This window comes from Pseudomonas sp. T1.Ur (genome assembly GCF_023516725.1).
GTDB classification, from domain to species: Bacteria; Pseudomonadota; Gammaproteobacteria; order Pseudomonadales; family Pseudomonadaceae; genus Aquipseudomonas; species Aquipseudomonas alvandae.
Map to the genome: position 1 here is coordinate 883,614 of NZ_JAMGSN010000001.1, position 16,943 is coordinate 900,556.

17 protein-coding genes and 1 riboswitch are annotated in these 16,943 nt (G+C 61.1%); of the genes, 9 read left to right on the top strand and 8 right to left on the bottom strand.

Annotation, left to right across the window (positions count from 1 at the left end; genetic code table 11):
• Positions 1-56 precede the first annotated feature (56 nt).
• Positions 57-158: riboswitch (guanidine-I (ykkC/yxkD leader) on the bottom strand.
• Between the two features lie 304 nt (positions 159-462).
• Entirely contained in the window at positions 463-867 is a 405-nt protein-coding gene (locus M8Q45_RS04135; protein ID WP_249873683.1) for a hypothetical protein, read from the top strand.
• Positions 868-1,038: 171 nt separating this feature from the next.
• Here M8Q45_RS04135 and dspII read toward each other — a convergent pair whose 3' ends face one another.
• The gene (gene dspII, locus M8Q45_RS04140) at positions 1,039-2,151 is read right to left on the bottom strand and encodes an enoyl-CoA hydratase/isomerase DspII (protein WP_249873684.1); all 1,113 of its coding nucleotides are present in this window, start codon (positions 2,149-2,151) and stop codon (positions 1,039-1,041) included.
• Positions 2,152-2,282: 131 nt separating this feature from the next.
• On the opposite strand from dspII, the gene ung reads away from it, so the two are divergent.
• Complete coding sequence (ung, locus tag M8Q45_RS04145) at positions 2,283-2,975, top strand: uracil-DNA glycosylase (protein ID WP_249873685.1); 693 nt, start codon at positions 2,283-2,285, stop codon at positions 2,973-2,975.
• Between the two features lie 127 nt (positions 2,976-3,102).
• Here the strand turns inward: ung and M8Q45_RS04150 are convergent, their stop codons facing one another.
• The 4 genes from M8Q45_RS04150 to M8Q45_RS04165 are packed head-to-tail and all read right to left on the bottom strand — an operon-like array spanning position 3,103 to position 7,166.
• Positions 3,103-4,146: an AbrB family transcriptional regulator gene (locus tag M8Q45_RS04150; protein ID WP_249873686.1), complete on the bottom strand. Its 1,044-nt coding sequence runs from the start codon at positions 4,144-4,146 to the stop codon at positions 3,103-3,105.
• A complete protein-coding gene (locus M8Q45_RS04155; protein WP_181286669.1) occupies positions 4,139-5,653 on the bottom strand; it encodes a tripartite tricarboxylate transporter permease in 1,515 nt (504 codons plus the stop codon). The genes M8Q45_RS04150 and M8Q45_RS04155 overlap by 8 nt, the downstream gene beginning before the upstream one ends.
• Position 5,654: 1 nt before the next feature.
• On the bottom strand, positions 5,655-6,116 hold the full coding sequence (locus M8Q45_RS04160; RefSeq protein ID WP_249873687.1) for a tripartite tricarboxylate transporter TctB family protein: 462 nt from the start codon (positions 6,114-6,116) through the stop codon (positions 5,655-5,657).
• A gap of 57 nt (positions 6,117-6,173) precedes the next feature.
• Positions 6,174-7,166: a Bug family tripartite tricarboxylate transporter substrate binding protein gene (locus M8Q45_RS04165; RefSeq protein ID WP_249873688.1), complete on the bottom strand. Its 993-nt coding sequence runs from the start codon at positions 7,164-7,166 to the stop codon at positions 6,174-6,176.
• A 454-nt stretch (positions 7,167-7,620) separates the two neighbouring features.
• On the opposite strand from M8Q45_RS04165, the gene tctD reads away from it, so the two are divergent.
• Positions 7,621-8,292 (top strand): two-component system response regulator TctD, encoded by a 672-nt coding sequence (tctD, locus tag M8Q45_RS04170; RefSeq protein WP_030138298.1) that lies wholly within the window; start codon positions 7,621-7,623, stop codon positions 8,290-8,292.
• Entirely contained in the window at positions 8,285-9,676 is a 1,392-nt protein-coding gene (gene tctE / locus M8Q45_RS04175; RefSeq protein WP_249873689.1) for a two-component system sensor histidine kinase TctE, read from the top strand. Before tctD ends, tctE begins: the two co-directional genes overlap by 8 nt.
• Positions 9,677-9,779: 103 nt before the next feature.
• Here the strand turns inward: tctE and M8Q45_RS04180 are convergent, their stop codons facing one another.
• Positions 9,780-10,601 (bottom strand): HDOD domain-containing protein, encoded by an 822-nt coding sequence (locus M8Q45_RS04180; RefSeq protein WP_249873690.1) that lies wholly within the window; start codon positions 10,599-10,601, stop codon positions 9,780-9,782.
• Positions 10,602-10,636: 35 nt separating this feature from the next.
• Positions 10,637-11,578, bottom strand: a complete 942-nt coding sequence (gene ygfZ, locus M8Q45_RS04185; RefSeq protein WP_249873691.1) for a CAF17-like 4Fe-4S cluster assembly/insertion protein YgfZ — start codon at positions 11,576-11,578, stop codon at positions 10,637-10,639.
• Positions 11,579-11,727: 149 nt separating this feature from the next.
• Here ygfZ and M8Q45_RS04190 point away from each other — a divergent pair, with 149 nt between their 5' ends.
• Together M8Q45_RS04190 and M8Q45_RS04195 are read left to right on the top strand one after the other, a co-directional pair.
• The gene (locus M8Q45_RS04190) at positions 11,728-11,982 is read left to right on the top strand and encodes an FAD assembly factor SdhE (RefSeq protein WP_003184348.1); all 255 of its coding nucleotides are present in this window, start codon (positions 11,728-11,730) and stop codon (positions 11,980-11,982) included.
• Positions 11,966-12,418: a protein YgfX gene (locus M8Q45_RS04195; RefSeq protein WP_249873692.1), complete on the top strand. Its 453-nt coding sequence runs from the start codon at positions 11,966-11,968 to the stop codon at positions 12,416-12,418. The genes M8Q45_RS04190 and M8Q45_RS04195 overlap by 17 nt, the downstream gene beginning before the upstream one ends.
• Here M8Q45_RS04195 and nadB read toward each other — a convergent pair.
• Positions 12,387-14,003, bottom strand: a complete 1,617-nt coding sequence (gene nadB, locus M8Q45_RS04200; protein WP_249873693.1) for an L-aspartate oxidase — start codon at positions 14,001-14,003, stop codon at positions 12,387-12,389. The genes M8Q45_RS04195 and nadB overlap by 32 nt on opposite strands.
• 557 nt (positions 14,004-14,560) lie before the next feature.
• Between nadB and rpoE the strand changes: the two genes are divergently transcribed.
• The 3 genes from rpoE to M8Q45_RS04215 are packed head-to-tail and all read left to right on the top strand — an operon-like array spanning position 14,561 to position 16,716.
• Positions 14,561-15,142: an RNA polymerase sigma factor RpoE/AlgU gene (rpoE, locus tag M8Q45_RS04205; RefSeq protein ID WP_003172477.1), complete on the top strand. Its 582-nt coding sequence runs from the start codon at positions 14,561-14,563 to the stop codon at positions 15,140-15,142.
• Between the two features lie 30 nt (positions 15,143-15,172).
• Positions 15,173-15,760, top strand: coding sequence for a sigma-E factor negative regulatory protein (locus M8Q45_RS04210; RefSeq protein ID WP_030138292.1), 588 nt, complete (start codon positions 15,173-15,175; stop codon positions 15,758-15,760).
• An 8-nt stretch (positions 15,761-15,768) separates the two neighbouring features.
• Positions 15,769-16,716, top strand: a complete 948-nt coding sequence (locus tag M8Q45_RS04215) for a MucB/RseB C-terminal domain-containing protein (RefSeq protein ID WP_249873694.1) — start codon at positions 15,769-15,771, stop codon at positions 16,714-16,716.
• Positions 16,717-16,943 lie beyond the last annotated feature (227 nt).

A 16,943-nucleotide genomic window follows, 5' to 3' on the forward strand; every position in this document is an offset into this window, starting at 1 on the left:
GTTCTCCAGTTGATCAAGGGCGGACAGGAGCAACGCGGCACCGCGAACGGTGGCTTGTCTCCCGGGCTTTTGTCCCGCCGTGTAACCTCAACTGGAGGTCGCCAACTCTCGGACCAGCCACTCGCCAGAGGCGAGCCGGAACCCTAGTCAGCCATTGCAAATTGTGGTGCCGCGAACCTGTGATGACTCCTGCACGGGGATTGTTAAAGCGAGAGCCGTGCCAATTCGGGCAAAGGCCCATGCCAGAGCGGGCGAGCGTCGGAGAGGGATGATAGAGGGCAGAGTTGTGCTTGCTTGTGGTGCCATGGCGCACCGGAAGAGGGCGACGAGTGACATGTTTCCAGTTGTTGCCATGTCGCACCAGATTCCGATTTTGCTGTCTGAATATTCGTCAGTCACACAACGTTGACTGCCGCCCATCAGCGTCGCTGATGCGGCCCATTCGCGGTCCAGGAGGCCGCCATGTATCGACGACTGCTCCTCATTGCGTTTCTTGGTCTGACTCTTTCGGCATGCGTGCCTTACTACGACGGAGACTCGAGCTATTACCGTTCAGAGGTCTACACCTCGCCAGGGCCGGCCTATTACAGCGGAGGATATTATTCGGCACCGCGTGGCTATTACGCACCACGGTATTACCAACCAGCGCCACGCTATTACTCGGCACCGCGGTATTACCAGCAAGGCCCACGCTATTACTCGCCGCCGCGCGCGTATCGGTCATATCCGGATCGGGGTGGCTGGGGTGGCCATGACCGGGGTGGCTGGCGTGACGATCGGGGGGGGCGAGGCGGCCGGGATCATTGGGGACACGGCGATCGTGATCGCGGACAGGGTGGTCGCGATGGACGAGGCAACCACCGCTGATCCCAGGGCAATAGAAAAAGCGGCGCATTGAGCGCCGCTTTTTTGTGCCTGGCATAAACCCGCCCTGTGGGAGCGAGCTTGCTCGCGATGGCGTCGGGTCAGCCAATATCGATGTGTCTGGCATGCCTCTGTCGCGAGCAAGCTCGCTCCCACAGGAATCTTCTAGCTCGGCTATTCATTGGACAAATCCGCCAACGGATGCCGCCCCTCCCACACCTTGTGGAAATGCGCCTCCACCGCCGCTTCGGGCACATGATTGATGTCCGGCCAGTGCCAACGGGGCTTGTGGTCCTTGTCGATCAACCGTGCCCGCACGCCTTCGCTGAACTCCGGATGACGACAGCAGTTCAGGCTCAGGGTGTATTCCATGCGGAACACACCGGCCAAGGACAAATGCCGCGCCCGGCGGATCTGCTCCCAGACCAGGTGCGCCGTCAGCGGTGAGCCTTCGGTCATGGTCTTGGCTGCCCGGGCGATCAGCGGATCGGGATGATCCACCAGTAAGCTCAGGGCTTTCCAGGCGCAGCGCACATCGCTGACATCCAGCCATTCGTCGATCTTCTCCCTGCGAGGCAGCCATTGGGCTTCGGGCAGTTGGGCGAGGGCTTCTTGCTGCAAGGCCTTGAGCAGACTGTTGAGCTGCATCTCGGTCTGTTCCTGCCAGTTGAGTTGCAACAGGCCCTCGATCAGGTCGTCCTGTTGCCCATCGAGCAGGAAACGGTCGGCCAGGCCGAGGTCGATGGCGTCACGTGCATTCATATGGGCACCGGTCAGGCCGAGGAACAGCCCGAGCTTGCCCGGCAGGCGCGACAGGAACCAACTGGCGCCGACATCCGGATACAGGCCGATGCTGGTCTCCGGCATTGCCAGGCGACTGCTCGGCGTGACGATCCGCGCGCTTGCACCTTGCAGCAAACCCATGCCGCCGCCCAGCACATAGCCGTGGCCCCAGCACAGCAGCGGCTTGGGGTAGGTGTGCAGGTTGAAGTCCAGGCGGTACTCAGCCGCGAAGAATTGCGCGGCCAGTGGCGGCACCTCACCGGGATGAGCGCGGCAAGCTTCCACCAGGCTGCGCACTTCACCACCGGCACAGAACGCCTTGGCGCCGTTGCCGCGCAGCAAGACACAGACGATCTGCGGCTCCCTGGCCCAGGCATCCAGGCGATCATGCAGGGCATTGATCATCGGCAGCGTCAGGGCGTTCAGGGATTTTTCCGCATCCAGGGTGGCGATGCCGAGCCGCGCACCATTGATACCCGTAAGTTCTTCGAAGTGCAGATTCATCGTGACCTCGATCAGAAATTTGAATGATCAGTATGACTGCTGTGGTGGAAAGTGTCGGATCAGCGTCAGATCAATTGACAAGCCTTGTAGGCTTTCCTAGGGTGCGCCCATTGTTTTTACCGGGTGTGCCCATGACTGCTGATGACCGTATCAAACTCGAACCGAGCTGGAAGCAGGCACTGCGTGCCGAATTCGACCAGCCCTACATGGCAGAGTTGCGCGAATTCCTGCGCCAGGAGTACGCCGCGGGCAAGGAAATCTACCCACCCGCGCCGTTGATCTTCAATGCCCTCAATTCCACGCCGCTGGACAAGGTCAAGGTCGTGATCCTTGGCCAGGATCCGTATCACGGTCCAGGCCAGGCACATGGCTTGTGCTTTTCGGTGCAGCCGGGCGTGCCGACACCACCCTCGCTGGTGAACATCTACAAGGAGTTGAAGCGCGACCTGAACATCGACATTCCCAGCCACGGCTACCTGCAAAGCTGGGCCGACCAGGGTGTGTTGCTGCTCAACACGACCCTGACCGTGGAGCGCGCCAATGCCAACGCCCACGCCAAGAAAGGTTGGCAGCACTTTACCGACAGGGTTATCGAGGTGGTCAGCGAACACCAGCCTCACCTGGTGTTCCTGTTGTGGGGCGCCCATGCCCAGAGCAAGCAGAAGCTGATCGATGCGACCAAGCATCTGGTGCTGACCTCGGTGCATCCGTCACCACTGTCGGCCCATCGGGGATTCATCGGCTGCGGGCATTTCAGCCGGACCAACAAGTTCCTCGAGCAACATGGCGAGAAGCCGATCGAATGGCGGTTGCCGCCGGTTTGATGCGCTAGTCGGGCTGGCCCCTTCGCGAGCAGGCTCGCTCCCACACTGAGCTTCAGTGGCCGCCCGATTTTTGTACGCCGCAAATCCCTGGTGGGAGCGAGCCTGCTCGCGAAGGGGGCAACTCGGTCTACAAGTCCGAACCCGGCTTGCGCGTCCAATACCTGAACAACGGCTCCGCCAGAAACAGCACGAACAACAGCCGCATCACCTGCAACGCCGTGACCAACGGCACCGACAATTGCAGCGTTTCCGCCGTCAGGCTCATTTCCGCGATGCCACCGGGCATCATGCCCAGTGTCAGCGAACGCAAGTCCAGTTGGGTCAAGGTGCTCAGGCCCAGGGCCGCAAGCGTTGCGATCAGCATCGTCAATACCGTGCCAACCAGCGTGCGCCCCATGAACGACGGCGCCCGACGGAAGAACTGCCGGTTGAAGTGGCAACCCAAGCCACTGCCGATTAACCACTGGCCGACCTGGCTGGCACCGTGGGGCAGGCCGATGTGCAGGTCCCAGCCAATGCTCACCGCCGCGCTGACCAGCAGCGGACCGAACAGCCATGGGTTGGGTTGGCGCAAGCGTTCCCAGATCCAGGCGAGCAGGGCGCCAGCCGGGAACAGGATTGCCAGCCACAACCAGTCCACCGTCGTGGCGTGTTGCACCGGGGTTCCATCGCCCAACAGATACTTGAATGCGGCCGGCACGCACAGCACCACCACCAGGACCCGCAGGCTCTGGCCCGCGGCAACATGGCTGAGCATCGCACCGTTGCGGGCGCCAAGGTTGACCATTTCGCCGGAGCCGCCCGGCATGCTGGAGAAGAAAGCGGTGGCGCGGTCTTCGCCGGTGCGACGCATCAGCCAGACACTCACCACGCTGGACACGCTGGTGATCAGCGCGCCGAAGAAAATCAGGCCGAAGTGGCTCAGGACTTGTTCCATCACCACCGGCGTAAAGTGCAAACCGATGCCGATGCCCACCACCCATTGGCCGCATTTGCGGCCGCCGGGAATTTCCATCAATTGCCACGGTGTGAGGCAGCGCACCAGGATGATCGCCAACAGCGAGCCGACCATCCAGGGCAAGGGCCAGCCGATCAGGCTGGCCAGATAGCCGCCGGCCAGACCGACCAGCGGCGTTCCCCACCAATGCCTGAACGTTGTTGCCTCAGACATTGGCCAGGGCACGACGCTGGGCACTGCGACGACGCCAGATTCGCAGCAGGGGCATGAACAACATGATCGCCGTCAGGATCCAGCAACCGAAGGTGATCGGGCTCGACCAGAGGATTTCCAGCGCACCGTTGGAGATCGACAGCGCACGGCGCAGGTTCTGCTCCATCAGCCCGCCGAGGATGAAGCCCAGCAAGACCGGCGACAGCGGGAAGTCCAGCTTGCGCAGGATATAGCCGAAGATGCCGATACCGATCATCAGGAACAGGTCGAACGTGGTGGCGTGCACCGCATAGACACCGATGCCAGTGATGATGGCGATGACCGGAACCAGCGCCCAGTTCGGCACGGCCAGGATACGGGTGAAGATGCGGATCATCGGGATGTTGAGGATCACCAGCATGACGTTGGCGACGAACAACGAGGCGATCAGGCCCCAGACGATATCCGGTTGTTGCTGGAACAGCAGCGGGCCAGGGGTGATGTTGTACAGCGACAGGGCGCCGATCATCACAGCAGTGGTGCCCGAGCCAGGAACGCCGAGGGTCAGCATCGGCACCAGCGCACCGCAGGCGGCGCCGCCAATGGCGGTTTCCGGCGCCGCGAGGCCGCGCTTGTCGCCCTGGCCAAACGTGCCGCTGGCACCGGCGATACGTTTTTCGGTCATGTAGGCCACGGCACTGGCCAGCGTCGCACCGGCGCCCGGCAGTACGCCCATGATGAAGCCCAGCACGCCACAGCGCAGGTTGACGACGAATACCGACGCCGCTTCCTTGAAGTTGAACATCATTCGCCCGGTGGCCTTCACCGCTTCCTGGCCACGGTGGGTTTTTTCCAGCAGCAACAGGATCTCGCTGATGGAGAACAGGCCCAGCACCAGCACGACGAATTGAATCCCATCGGTCAAATGGATGTTGTCGCCGGTGAAGCGGTAGACGCCGCTGTTGGCGTCAATCCCGACGCTGGAGAGGAACAGGCCGATCAGCGCGGCGATAAAGGTCTTGAGCGGACGATCACCGGCCATGCCGCCAAGGCAGACGATGGCGAACACCATCAGGACGAAATATTCCGCCGGTCCGAAGGCAATCGCCCATTTGGCCAGCAACGGTGCGAACAACACCATGCCGCAGGTGGCGATGAGCGCGCCGATGAACGAACTCCACGCCGACAGCGACAACGCCACCCCGGCCAGGCCCTGGCGAGCCATCGGGTAGCCGTCGAGGGTGGTCATCACGGTGGAGGCTTCGCCCGGGATATTGAGCAGGATCGAGCTGATGCGCCCGCCGTATTCGCAACCCAGGTACACCGCCGCCAGCAGGATCAACGCCGATTCCGGCGGCAGCCCCAGTGCGAAGGCAATCGGGATCAGCAGCGCCACGCCGTTGATCGGACCCAGGCCGGGCAGCAGGCCGACCACGGTGCCGATCAGCGTACCGCTCAACGCCGTGACCAGGTTGTACGGGGTCAATGCAACGCCAAAACCCTGGCCGAGATAATTCAGGGTATCCATATCAATTCTCCAGGACGTCGAGCAGGCCCAAGGGCAGCGGCACGTCCATCAGCTTGTCGAACAACAGATAAAGACCAATGGCCATCAGGCTGATGATCACCACGCTCGGCACCCAGCGACCGCCGTACAGGCGCGCCATCGGCACGCCGATGAGAATGCTGGAGAGGATGAACCCCAGGGGTTCGAAGGTTCCGGCGAAGACCAACAGCAGCACCACGCAGATGCCGATCTTCTGCAGGGTTTCGCGGTCCAGCTGTGGGTCTTCATCGCTGTGCACGATGGGCGCGGGACGGAACACCATGTACAGCAGCGCCAGGCCCATCAGCCCCAGCATCAGCAAGGGAAAGGCGCGCGGGCCGACCGGCTCGTAGGAAAAAGCTGCCTGATACGGCCAGGCCATCAGCGCCAGGCCGATGCACGCCAGCAGCAACACCGAGGCAAAAATACGTTGGATGGTGAGCATGACAAACTCCTAGGTAGCGCCGAGTTCAGCTCAGCGCCACCACGAGAACAGAGGCGATTACTGAATCAGGCCGAACTCTTTGGCCAGCACCTTGTAGTCGGCTACCTGCTTTTTCACATAGGCGTCCAGTTCCGGGCCGGTCATGGCGAACGGGAACAGTTCGCGCTGGTCGCGCAGCTTGGCGAATTCTTCGGAGGCCAGTAGTTTGTCGAAGGCGTTTTTCCACCAGGCGTATTCTTCATCGGTGACTTTCGGGCCCAGGTAGAAGCCACGTACCACCGGCCAGCGGATGTCGTAGCCTTGTTCCACGGCGGTCGGAATGTCCTTCATTTCCGGCTCGTCCAGGCGTTTGTCGGAGAACACGGCCAACAGACGCATGTCACCGCTCTGGATGTGGGGCATGGAGTCGGAAATGTCCGTACTGCCTACCTGGATGTGACCACCGAGCAGCGCGGTGGCGATTTCGCCGCCGCCTTCAAGGGCCACGTAGCGCAGTTTGCGCGGGTCGATACCGGCGGCCTTGGCGATCAATGCGGTCTGCATCCAGTCCTGGCTACCGACGGTGCCGCCGGAACCGATGACCACCGAGCCCGGGTCTTTCTTCAGGGCCTGTACCAGGTCATCGAGATTCTTGTAGGGCGAATCGCTTTTCACGGCGATGGCGCCGTAGCTGGTGCCGACGGCGGCGAGCCAGCGCACGTTGGTTTCATCAAAACGGCCGAACTTGCCTTGCGCCAGGTTCAACAGCGAACCGCTGGACCAGGCCACCAGCGTGCCGGCGTCTGCCGGACGCTGGGCCACCACCGCGTTGTAGGCCACCGCGCCGACACCACCGGGCATGTAGGTCACACGCATCGGCTTGGTCAGCAGTTTTTCGTTGACCAGTGCGCTTTGCGCCAATTTGCAGGTCAGGTCGAAACCGCCACCCGGTGCGGCGGGTGCGATGCATTCCGGGCGCTTGGGCTCTTTGGAGGCGTCAGAGGCGAGCAACGGCCCCGCGAACACGAGGCATCCGACGGCCAGGGCTACTTTACGCAGTGATAGGTTCATTTTTGTCTCCACAGGAGTTGTTGTTGTGTGTTGCAAAAAATAGGGCCAAGGCCGGGCGAAGTCGGCCGGCACCGGCATTCACGGGTGCGGCAGATCGCGCTGCGCGGATGCATCCTGACGTCGATGAACATCGGCGCGGGCAACGGCACAGGAAAGGGTAGTCTGGTTGAGGCTGGAAAGACGGACGGGCATTGAAGCCTGAAGCTGTAGGGACAGCATGGTGATGACTCCGCTTTATTGTTTTTATTTGGCGAAAACGCTTCGAGGCGTTTTTCGTTCGCGATCGGTTACGCGATCCGCAGTCGTAACTGTTCGTTTCAGGACTCTAGCCGGCCAACCTTTCGCTAACCTTTCAATAGCTTTCAGGATGCTTTTTGGCTTCACAGTTGCGGATGCGGCTGTAAACTCCGCGCCAAAGAATGGCGTCGGCCATACCTTGAATCGAGGAAAAACCATGCGTGTTCTGCTCGTCGAAGATCATCTGCAGCTCGCCGAAAGTGTCGCCCAAGCCCTCAAGAGCACCGGTTTGACCGTGGACGTGCTGCACGACGGCGTGGCCGCCGACCTGGCGTTGGGCAGCGAGGAATACGCCGTGGTGGTCCTCGACGTCGGGCTGCCGCGCATGGACGGTTTCGAGGTGCTGGCGCGCCTGCGAGCCCGGGGCAAAACCACGCCGGTCCTGATGCTGACCGCTCGCAGCGACGTCAAGGACCGCGTCCATGGGCTGAATCTCGGGGCCGATGATTACCTGGCCAAGCCGTTCGAACTCACCGAACTGGAAGCCCGGGTCAAGGCATTGCTGCGTCGTAGCGTGTTGGGTGGCGAGCGCCAGCAGCGCTGCGGAGGACTGGTCTACGACCTGGACACCCGCCGCTTTACCCTCGACGATGAGTTGATGACGTTGACCTCTCGCGAGCAGGCTGTCCTGGAGGCACTGATTGCCAGGCCCGGGCGGGTGATGAGCAAGGAGCAGCTGGCAGCCCAGGTCTTCGGCCTGGACGAAGAGGCGAGCCCCGACGCCATCGAGATCTATGTGCATCGCTTGCGCAAGAAACTCGACGGCCACGCCGTGGCGATCGTGACGTTCCGGGGGCTGGGCTACTTGTTGGAAACCCGTGATGCATAAGCCCGACAGCCTGCGCTGGCGGCTGCTGCGCAACCTGGCTTCGCTGCTGGTGGTGCTGATGCTCGCCAGTGGCCTGAGCGCTTATTGGAACGGCCGCGAGGCCGCCGATACCGCCTATGACCGGACGCTGCTGGCCTCGGCCCGGACCATCGCCGCCGGCCTTTCACAGCGAGACGGTACGCTCAGCGCGGACGTGCCTTACGTGGCCCTCGACACCTTCGCCTACGACAGCGCCGGACGTATCTACTACCAGGTCAACGACATCCACCAACAGCTGATTTCCGGGTACGAAAATCTCCCGGGTCCGCCGCCCGGCACGCCGCGCACTGACGATTATCCGGCGTTGGCACGTTTCTACAACGCGCGTTACCAGGGCCAGGACGTTCGCGTGGTCAGCCTGCTCAAGGCCGTGAGCGAGCCGGAAATGAACGGCATGGCGGAGATCCGCGTGGCGGAAACCGAAGAAGCGCGGATCAGCATGGCCCGGGGCCTGATGGCCGATACGCTATTGCGGCTGGGCATGCTGGCCGTCGGTGCGCTGTTGCTGGTGTGGTTCGCGGTCAGCGCTGCGTTGCGTCCACTGGAGCGCCTGCGTACGGCGGTGGAAGAGCGTCAGCCAGACGATTTGCGGTCGCTGCCCCTGGTGGAAGTCCAGCACGAGCTATGGCCGCTGGTACGGGCGCTCAACCATTTCACCGAGCGCCTGCGTGGCCAATTCGAGCGGCAAGCGCAATTCATCGCCGATGCCGCCCACGAACTGCGCACGCCCCTGGCCGCCCTGAAGGCGCGCCTGGAACTGGGCTTGCGTGCCAGCGAGCCGGCGACCTGGCGTGAAACCCTGGAAACCGCGGCCCAGGGCACCGACCGGCTGACCCATCTGGCGAACCAATTGCTGTCACTGGCGCGGGTGGAAAACGGCGCCCGGGCGATTGCCGAGGGCGGTGCCCAATTGCTCGACCTGAGCCAGTTGGCCCGTGAGCTGGGCATGGCCATGGCCCCGCTGGCACATGCCCGTGGTGTCGCGCTGGCCCTGGAAGCCGACGAGCCGGTCTGGTTACGGGGCGAGCCAACCTTATTGAACGAGCTGTTGAGCAATCTGGTGGATAACGCGCTGGCCCACACGCCGTCGGGTGGCAACGTCATCCTGCGGGTCGTCGTGCCAGCGGTGCTGGAAGTCGAGGATGATGGCCCCGGTATTCCCGAGACTGAACGGGAACGGGTGTTCCAGCGCTTCTATCGGCGAAACCAGCAAGTGGCCGGCTCGGGCCTGGGGCTGGCGATCGTCGGGGAAATCTGTCGTGCGCATCTGGCGCAGATCAGCCTTCACGACGGTCAGGACGGTGGGCTGAAGGTACGGGTGAGTTTCATCCCTGGCTCAGAATAAGCCCCAGGTGAATGCTGTCGTGGCGGGGTATTTATTTGTGGCGAGGAGATTTATCCCCTCGCCACGGGACTGATGCAAGGTTCAGGTTCGATGTCCGGGCTGTTTAATAAAACATCGTCCGTGCTTCTTCAATGTCCGCGCACCGATCCTTATCGTCCAGGTCGATGCCCAGCTTCTTGATTGCCGGCACTCCAAACGCGTCGATCCGGCTCAGCGGGTGGTCGGTGTCCTTGTAGCAATACAGCGCGGCGACTTGCACCAGGTCGACATAATCGAGTTGGGTGGAGTCTCGGGTGAAGTCCAGGTACAACCCCGGCAGCTTCACCAACCTTTCCGGAAATTCCCAGACACTGAGCAGCTTGTCGCCCAGCACCGGGTGGATCGTCTCGATGACGTGGTTGAGGCTGATAGGGTCCGACAGCAATTCATTATTGTCTTCGGCATACGTCAGGATCGGCAGGACGCCGATCTGATGGACCAATCCGCCCAAGGCCGCCTGATCAGGCTTGAGGTGCGTGTAGCTGCGGCAGAGGGCGTAGCTGACACCCGCGATTTCCAGGCTCTTGCGCCAGACTTCGCGCATCTTCTGTTCCACGACCTCGGAGCGGGCATGGAAAATCTGCTCCATGACCAGGCCAATCGCCAGGTTGCTGCTGTAGTTGACGCCCAGCCGAGTGATTGCCGTATGCAGGTCCGTCACTTCCTGCGTGGCACGCAGCAAAGGGCTGTTGACGACTTTTATCAGGCGCGCCGAGAGGGCAGTGTCACGGCCAATCACTTTGCTCAAGTTGCTGACGCTGATTTCCGGGTCTTCGGCGGCCCGGCGAATCTGCATGGCCACTTCCGGTAATGTTGGCAAGACTAGGTCATCATTATCGATGGCCGCCACCAAATCCCGCTGGACCTTATCCGCCAAATCGCTCATTTCGGTTCTCTAGGTGTTGCGACAAAATGTTGCGATCAACGCTGGATTTCGCGGTCGCGGTCCAGTTCGTAAGGCAAGTCCAGCAATTGTAGCGCGGGTCCTTCCAAAGCACCGAGGTGCAAATTGCCATCTTCTGCCGCTTCGGCCTGCAATACTGCCAGCAGTTCAATGTTTCGCTCGGCACGGGCGGCAATGACGACTTCGCCGATAGAGCTGCCATGGGTGGGAGAAAACAGCGGGGTGCCTGGCGCCGGCAGTTCGTCCGCTTCCAGTTGCAGGCGATACAAGCGACGCTTGAGCTTGCCCAGGTACTGCATGCGCGCGACGATTTCCTGGCCGGTGTAGCAACCTTTCTTGAAGCTCACGCCGCCTACGGCTTGCAGGTTGAGCATCTGCGGGATGAACAACTCGCGCGTGGTCGCCATGACCTGGCCGATTCCCGCGCGGACCTGACCCAGCAGCCAGCGGTTCAAGTCGCCTTCGGGCAGTTGCTCGCGCAGTTGTGCCAGTAGTGCATCGGCCTGTTCGGCGCGAGCCCAGAGTTCGGCGCGGCCGGGGGAGACGCGAATAGCGATCAGGGATTGCTGGCGAACCACGCTGTCGGTTTCGGCCGGCAGCTCCAGGCCCAGCCCGCTCAGCACGGTGTCCGCGTTTTCCAATCCGAAGCGAACCCATGCCGGGCTTTCATCGGTGAGTTTGGATTTGGAGAACACCGCATATTTCTTCAGGTCCGCCAGTTGCGGCTCCAGCAACTCCGTGGCCATGGCCATCAGCACGCCGTCGCCTTCGAGGACGATCCGAAAGCTCGATTGCATCCGGCCTTTCTGGGTGCAGCGGGCGCCGAGGCTGGCCTGGGTGTCGCTGAGGTAGTTGAGATTGCAGGTCAATTGGCCTTGCAGGAATTTGCCGGCATCCACGCCGCGGACCGCGAGTATGCCTTCGTGGGAGAGGGTGCAGAAAAATGCTGAATCAGCCATGGGTCATCGCAGGGTAAAAAGTCTGGTAGACATCATAAGGGGGCGCCCATGAAATGGGTAGTTCACAAAGGATTGACGGCGCCCGACCAAAGCCGTCTGTTATGCCACGGCGGGGCCTGTATACTTGCGCCCTATTTGAGGAGCGCTCCATGGTCGAAGATGTTGAACTGAATCGCCTCTACTGGCATAGCCGCCGCGGCATGCTTGAGCTTGACGTACTGCTGGTGCCGTTCGTGAAAGAGGTCTATCCTCACCTTAACGAGGTCGATCGTGCCTGTTACGTCCGTCTGCTCGAGTGCGAGGATCAGGACATGTTCGGCTGGTTCATGGAGCGCAGTGAATCCGAAGACCCGGAACTGCAACGCATGGTCCGGATGATCCTGGATCGTGTCCAACCCAAGTAATCGCTTCGAATGTCGCTGGCGGGCCTCCGGGCAACTGCTGGCGGCGTACCTCGTGGCCCAGGTGTTCGCACTGGGCTCGTTGCTGCTCCTGGCGGTCCCGTCCGGGTTCGCGGCCGTTGGCATCATGTTGTGCCTGGGCCATGGCGCCTGGGTATTGCCGCGACATTTGCTGCTGACCCATCGACAGGCCTTCCGTGGCTTGCGTCGCGATGCCGATGGTTGGCAGCTCTGGAACATCGACGGCGGTTGGCAAGCGGTGCAGCTGCGACCTGACAGCCTCGCATTACCCATGATCGTAGTGCTGCGCTTTCGCCTCAAGGGCGAGTGGCGGATCCGCTCGTTGTGCGTGCCCCGTGACGCGCTGGCGCCGGATGTCCACCGGCGCCTGCGGGTACGGCTCCGGTTCAGCCGGCGTAGGTGGGCGGCACCAGGATAGTGTCCAGCGCCTCGGGCAGCAGGTTCGGATAATCAAGCGTGTAATGCAGGCCGCGGCTTTCCTTGCGCTCCATGGCCGAGCGAATCATCAGTTCGGCTACCTGCGCCAGGTTGCGCAGTTCAATCAGGTCGCGGCTGACTTTATAGTTACTGTAGAACTCATCGATCTCATCGAGTAGCAGGCGCACCCGGTGCTGCGCCCGTTGCAGGCGCTTGTTGGTGCGCACGATGCCGACGTAGTCCCACATGAAGCGCCGCAGTTCGTCCCAGTTGTGAGCGATGATCACGTCTTCGTCCGAGTCGGTGACCTGGCTGGCGTCCCACGAGGGCAGGGCGGCCGGGATGGCAATCTGAGGTAATTGCGCCAGGATGTCTGTCGCCGCCGAGCGCGCGTAGACGAAACATTCCAGCAACGAGTTGCTGGCCATGCGGTTGGCGCCGTGCAGTCCGGTGAAGCTGGTTTCGCCAATGGCATACAGGCCGGGCACGTCCGTGCGGCCATGCTGGTCAACCATCACCCCGCCACAGGTGTAGTGCGCTGCCGGTACCACCGGGATCGGCTGCTTGGTGATGTCGATGGAGAATTCCAGGCAGCGCTCGTAGACCGTCGGGAAATGGCTCTTGATGAACGCCTCGGGTTTATGGCTGATGTCCAGATAGACACAGTCGATGCCCAGGCGCTTCATTTCATGGTCGATGGCCCGCGCGACGATGTCCCGGGGTGCCAATTCGGCGCGAGGATCGAAGCGCTGCATGAAGCGCTCCCCGTTGGGAAGCTTCAGATGGGCACCTTCGCCACGCAGGGCTTCGGTCACCAGGAAGCTCTTGGCCTGCGGGTGATACAGGCAGGTGGGGTGGAATTGGTTGAATTCCAGGTTCGCCACCCGGCAGCCCGAGCGCCAGGCCATGGCGATGCCGTCACCACAGGCTCCGTCGGGGTTGCTGGTATAGAGATAGACTTTTGCCGCGCCACCGGAGGCCAGGATCACGAAGCGCGCACCGTAGGTGTCCACTTCTCCCGTGCCGCGGTTGAGCACATAGGCGCCCAGGCAGCGATCACCGTCCAGGCCCAGGCGCTTCTCCGTAATCAGGTCGATCGCGACTCGCTGCTCCAGCAATTCGATGTTGGAGCGCTGCCGGGCCTGGGCCAACAGCGTCTTGAAAATGGCCGCGCCGGTTGCATCGGCGGCATGGATGATTCGCCGATGGCTGTGTCCGCCCTCGCGGGTCAGGTGGAACTCGAAGCCGCCATCTTCGGTGCCGGACTGTTCATCGCGAGTGAACGGCACGCCTTGGTCGATGAGCCACTGGATGGCTTCCTTGCTGTGCTCGACGGTGAAGCGCACCGCTTCCTGATTGCACAGCCCGCCGCCCGCGTTAAGCGTGTCGTCGACGTGGGATTGGACGGTATCGGCGTCATCCAGCACGGCCGCGACGCCGCCCTGGGCCCAGAACGTCGAACCGTTGGCCAGGTCTCCCTTGCTCAGCACGGCGATGCGCAAATGTGCAGGCAGGGTCAAGGCCAGGCTCAACCCGGCGGCGCCGCTGCCGATTACCAGAACATCATGTTGGAACTGTTGGCTCATTCGAATGGTTTCCGCTTGAAGCGACCCGGGTCGGGGTTAGCGCCAGACACCGCTTCGACGGGTCAGGCAGCCACGCAGCCCACTAGTATATAGAGGGGGGGATCGGCACAATAGCCGGGCGTTCATGGCAATGTGAAACCAGTGTGACAGGAAAGCGATGCGCTTCGTCGGGTCAAGGTTTCGATGAATGTGCGACAACGCGGCCTTTTCGAGGACAGAACGCTGTTTATCTCGTCATGGTCGCTAAATCTTCGCGTTGAAGAGCGATAAATAGTGGGAACTTTTGCCAAGCGCATACGTTCAATAGACGGTTGTCTGCAGAAGGGAACAGCGTCGGGTTGGTGCAGGGATTCATCTGAATCCTCGTCCGACAGGCCCGGCGACAGATTATTCGCGCGGCCGGGGAATCTCGTGCTGCGTTTTTCGTGCGTGCCGGATCAGAGCGCGCCGGAAACTTGCTTTGAAGGGGGAGAACTTTTGCGAAAAGCCCGAGTCTATGTTTGCAAGCCCGATCAATTGGTAATGCAAGCCTCCTTCGAGCTCATCGAGGAGTGTTCATGCTAACCCAGGAAGAGGATCAGCAGCTGGTCGAACGCGTTCAGCGCGGCGACAAGCGAGCTTTCGATCTGCTAGTGCTGAAATACCAGCACAAAATTCTCGGGTTGATCGTGCGTTTCGTGCACGACACCCATGAAGCCCAGGATGTTGCCCAGGAAGCCTTCATCAAGGCCTACCGCGCACTTGGAAATTTTCGCGGGGATAGCGCGTTTTACACGTGGCTTTACCGCATCGCCATTAACACGGCGAAAAACTATCTGGTTTCACGCGGCCGCCGGCCGCCGGATAGCGATGTGAGTTCCGAGGATGCCGAGTTCTACGATGGCGATCATGGCCTCAAGGACCTCGAGTCACCTGAACGTGCATTGCTGCGGGATGAGATCGAAGGCACCGTCCATCGAACCATCCAGCAACTGCCTGAAGATTTGCGTACGGCTTTAACTTTACGTGAATTCGACGGTCTGAGTTACGAGGACATTGCGAGCGTCATGCAATGTCCGGTGGGTACCGTGCGCTCCCGGATCTTCCGCGCTCGGGAGGCCATCGATAAAGCCCTGCAACCGTTGTTGCAGGAAAACTGAGACAGCGGCGACAGCCAAGAGAGGAACGCCATGAGTCGTGAAGCCCTGCAGGAATCGCTGTCCGCAGTGATGGATAACGAAGCGGACGAATTGGAATTGCGTCGGGTATTGAATGCCTTTGACGATGTTGAAACCCGTGAGACCTGGGCTCGTTACCAGATCGCCCGGGCTGTCATGCACAAGGATCTGCTGCTTCCGCGTCTGGACATCGCTGCGGCGGTTTCTGCTGCACTGGCGGATGAAGCCGTACCGGCGAAAGCCTCCCGCGGACCCTGGCGCAGCCTGGGCCGACTGGCTGTTGCCGCTTCGGTCACCGTTGCTGTGCTGGCGGGTGTGCGCCTGTACAACCAGGATGAGATCGCTGGCGTGCAAATGGCGCAGCAGTCCAACCAGCCAAGCCTGGCGACGCCACAGGTCAAAGGTCCTGCGGTTCTGGCCGGCTACAGCGAAAGTTCTGAAGCCGCAGGTCCCATGACGAATGGGGTTCTGCAAGGACAGCCTGGTTGGCACGATCAGCGTCTGCCCAACTATCTGCGTCAGCATGCTCAGCAAGCTGCGTTGAAAGGTACTGAAAGCGCTCTGCCATACGCTCGTGCAGCCAGTCTGGAAAACCGTTAAGGAGGACCATGCGCGCCATACCTCTCGTTTCGCTTCTGCTCGGTGGCTGGTGTGTGGCTCCAGCCTATGCCGGTGAAGCTCAGGACTGGCTCAATCGTCTGAGTCAGGCCGAGCAACAGCAGAGCTTCCAGGGCACTTTCGTTTACGAGCGTAACGGTAGTTTTTCTACCCATAACATCTGGCATCGCGTCCAGGATGGCAAGGTCCGCGAGCGGTTGCTCCAGCTCGACGGTTCGGCACAGGAGGTCATGCGCATTGATGGACATACTCAATGCGTCAGCGGCACCTTGATCGCCGGGCTGGGAAACACGCCTGATGGCACTGCACGTGCGCTCGATCCGCAAAAACTCAAGAATTGGTACGACCTTGCCGTCATTGGCAAGTCGCGCGTGGCCGGGCGTCAGGCTGTCATTGTCGCCCTGACGCCTAAAGACCAGCATCGCTATGGCTTCGAGCTGCACCTGGACAAAGAGACGGGTTTACCGCTCAAGTCCCTGTTGCTCAATGACAAGGGCCAATTGCTTGAACGCTTTCAGTTCACTCGACTGAACACCTCCGAGCCTTCGGAAGGTGACCTGCAGGCCAGTGCCGAGTGCAAGGCTGTCGTTCAGGAATCCAATAAAGCTACCGCCGTGAAGACTTCCTGGCATTCAGACTGGCTTCCGCCTGGCTTTGAATTGACCAGCAGCGTGGCACGCAATGATCCGGATACCAGGATCCAGGTCAATAGCCTCATGTACGACGACGGGCTCGCTCGTTTCTCGGTATTCCTGGAGCCGCTGAATGGCGCCACCGCAACCGACACTCGTACCCAGCTGGGTCCGACGGCTGCTGTTTCTCGTCGACTCACCACGCCCCAAGGCGAGATGATGGTCACGGTGGTAGGTGAGATTCCCATTGGCACGGCGGAACGGATCGCGCTGTCCATGCGCTCCGATGTCGCGGCAGCCCAATAGCACAGTGCTCAGGTGGCTCGATTGCGCAAGAGGCCGATGACGCCAAGGCTTGATCGAAATGCCGAAACTTCCTGTCAGCATTTTCATTTGCAAAAAAACCAATTTTTTTCTATTAGGTCAGAGCCGCTCGGCTCTGGCCTTGTCTGTTTGCGGAACAATAATACCGGCGTATCGTTCTCCGGTAGTCCTTGCTCCATATCGCTTAACCATGCTCGTCGTAACGGGAG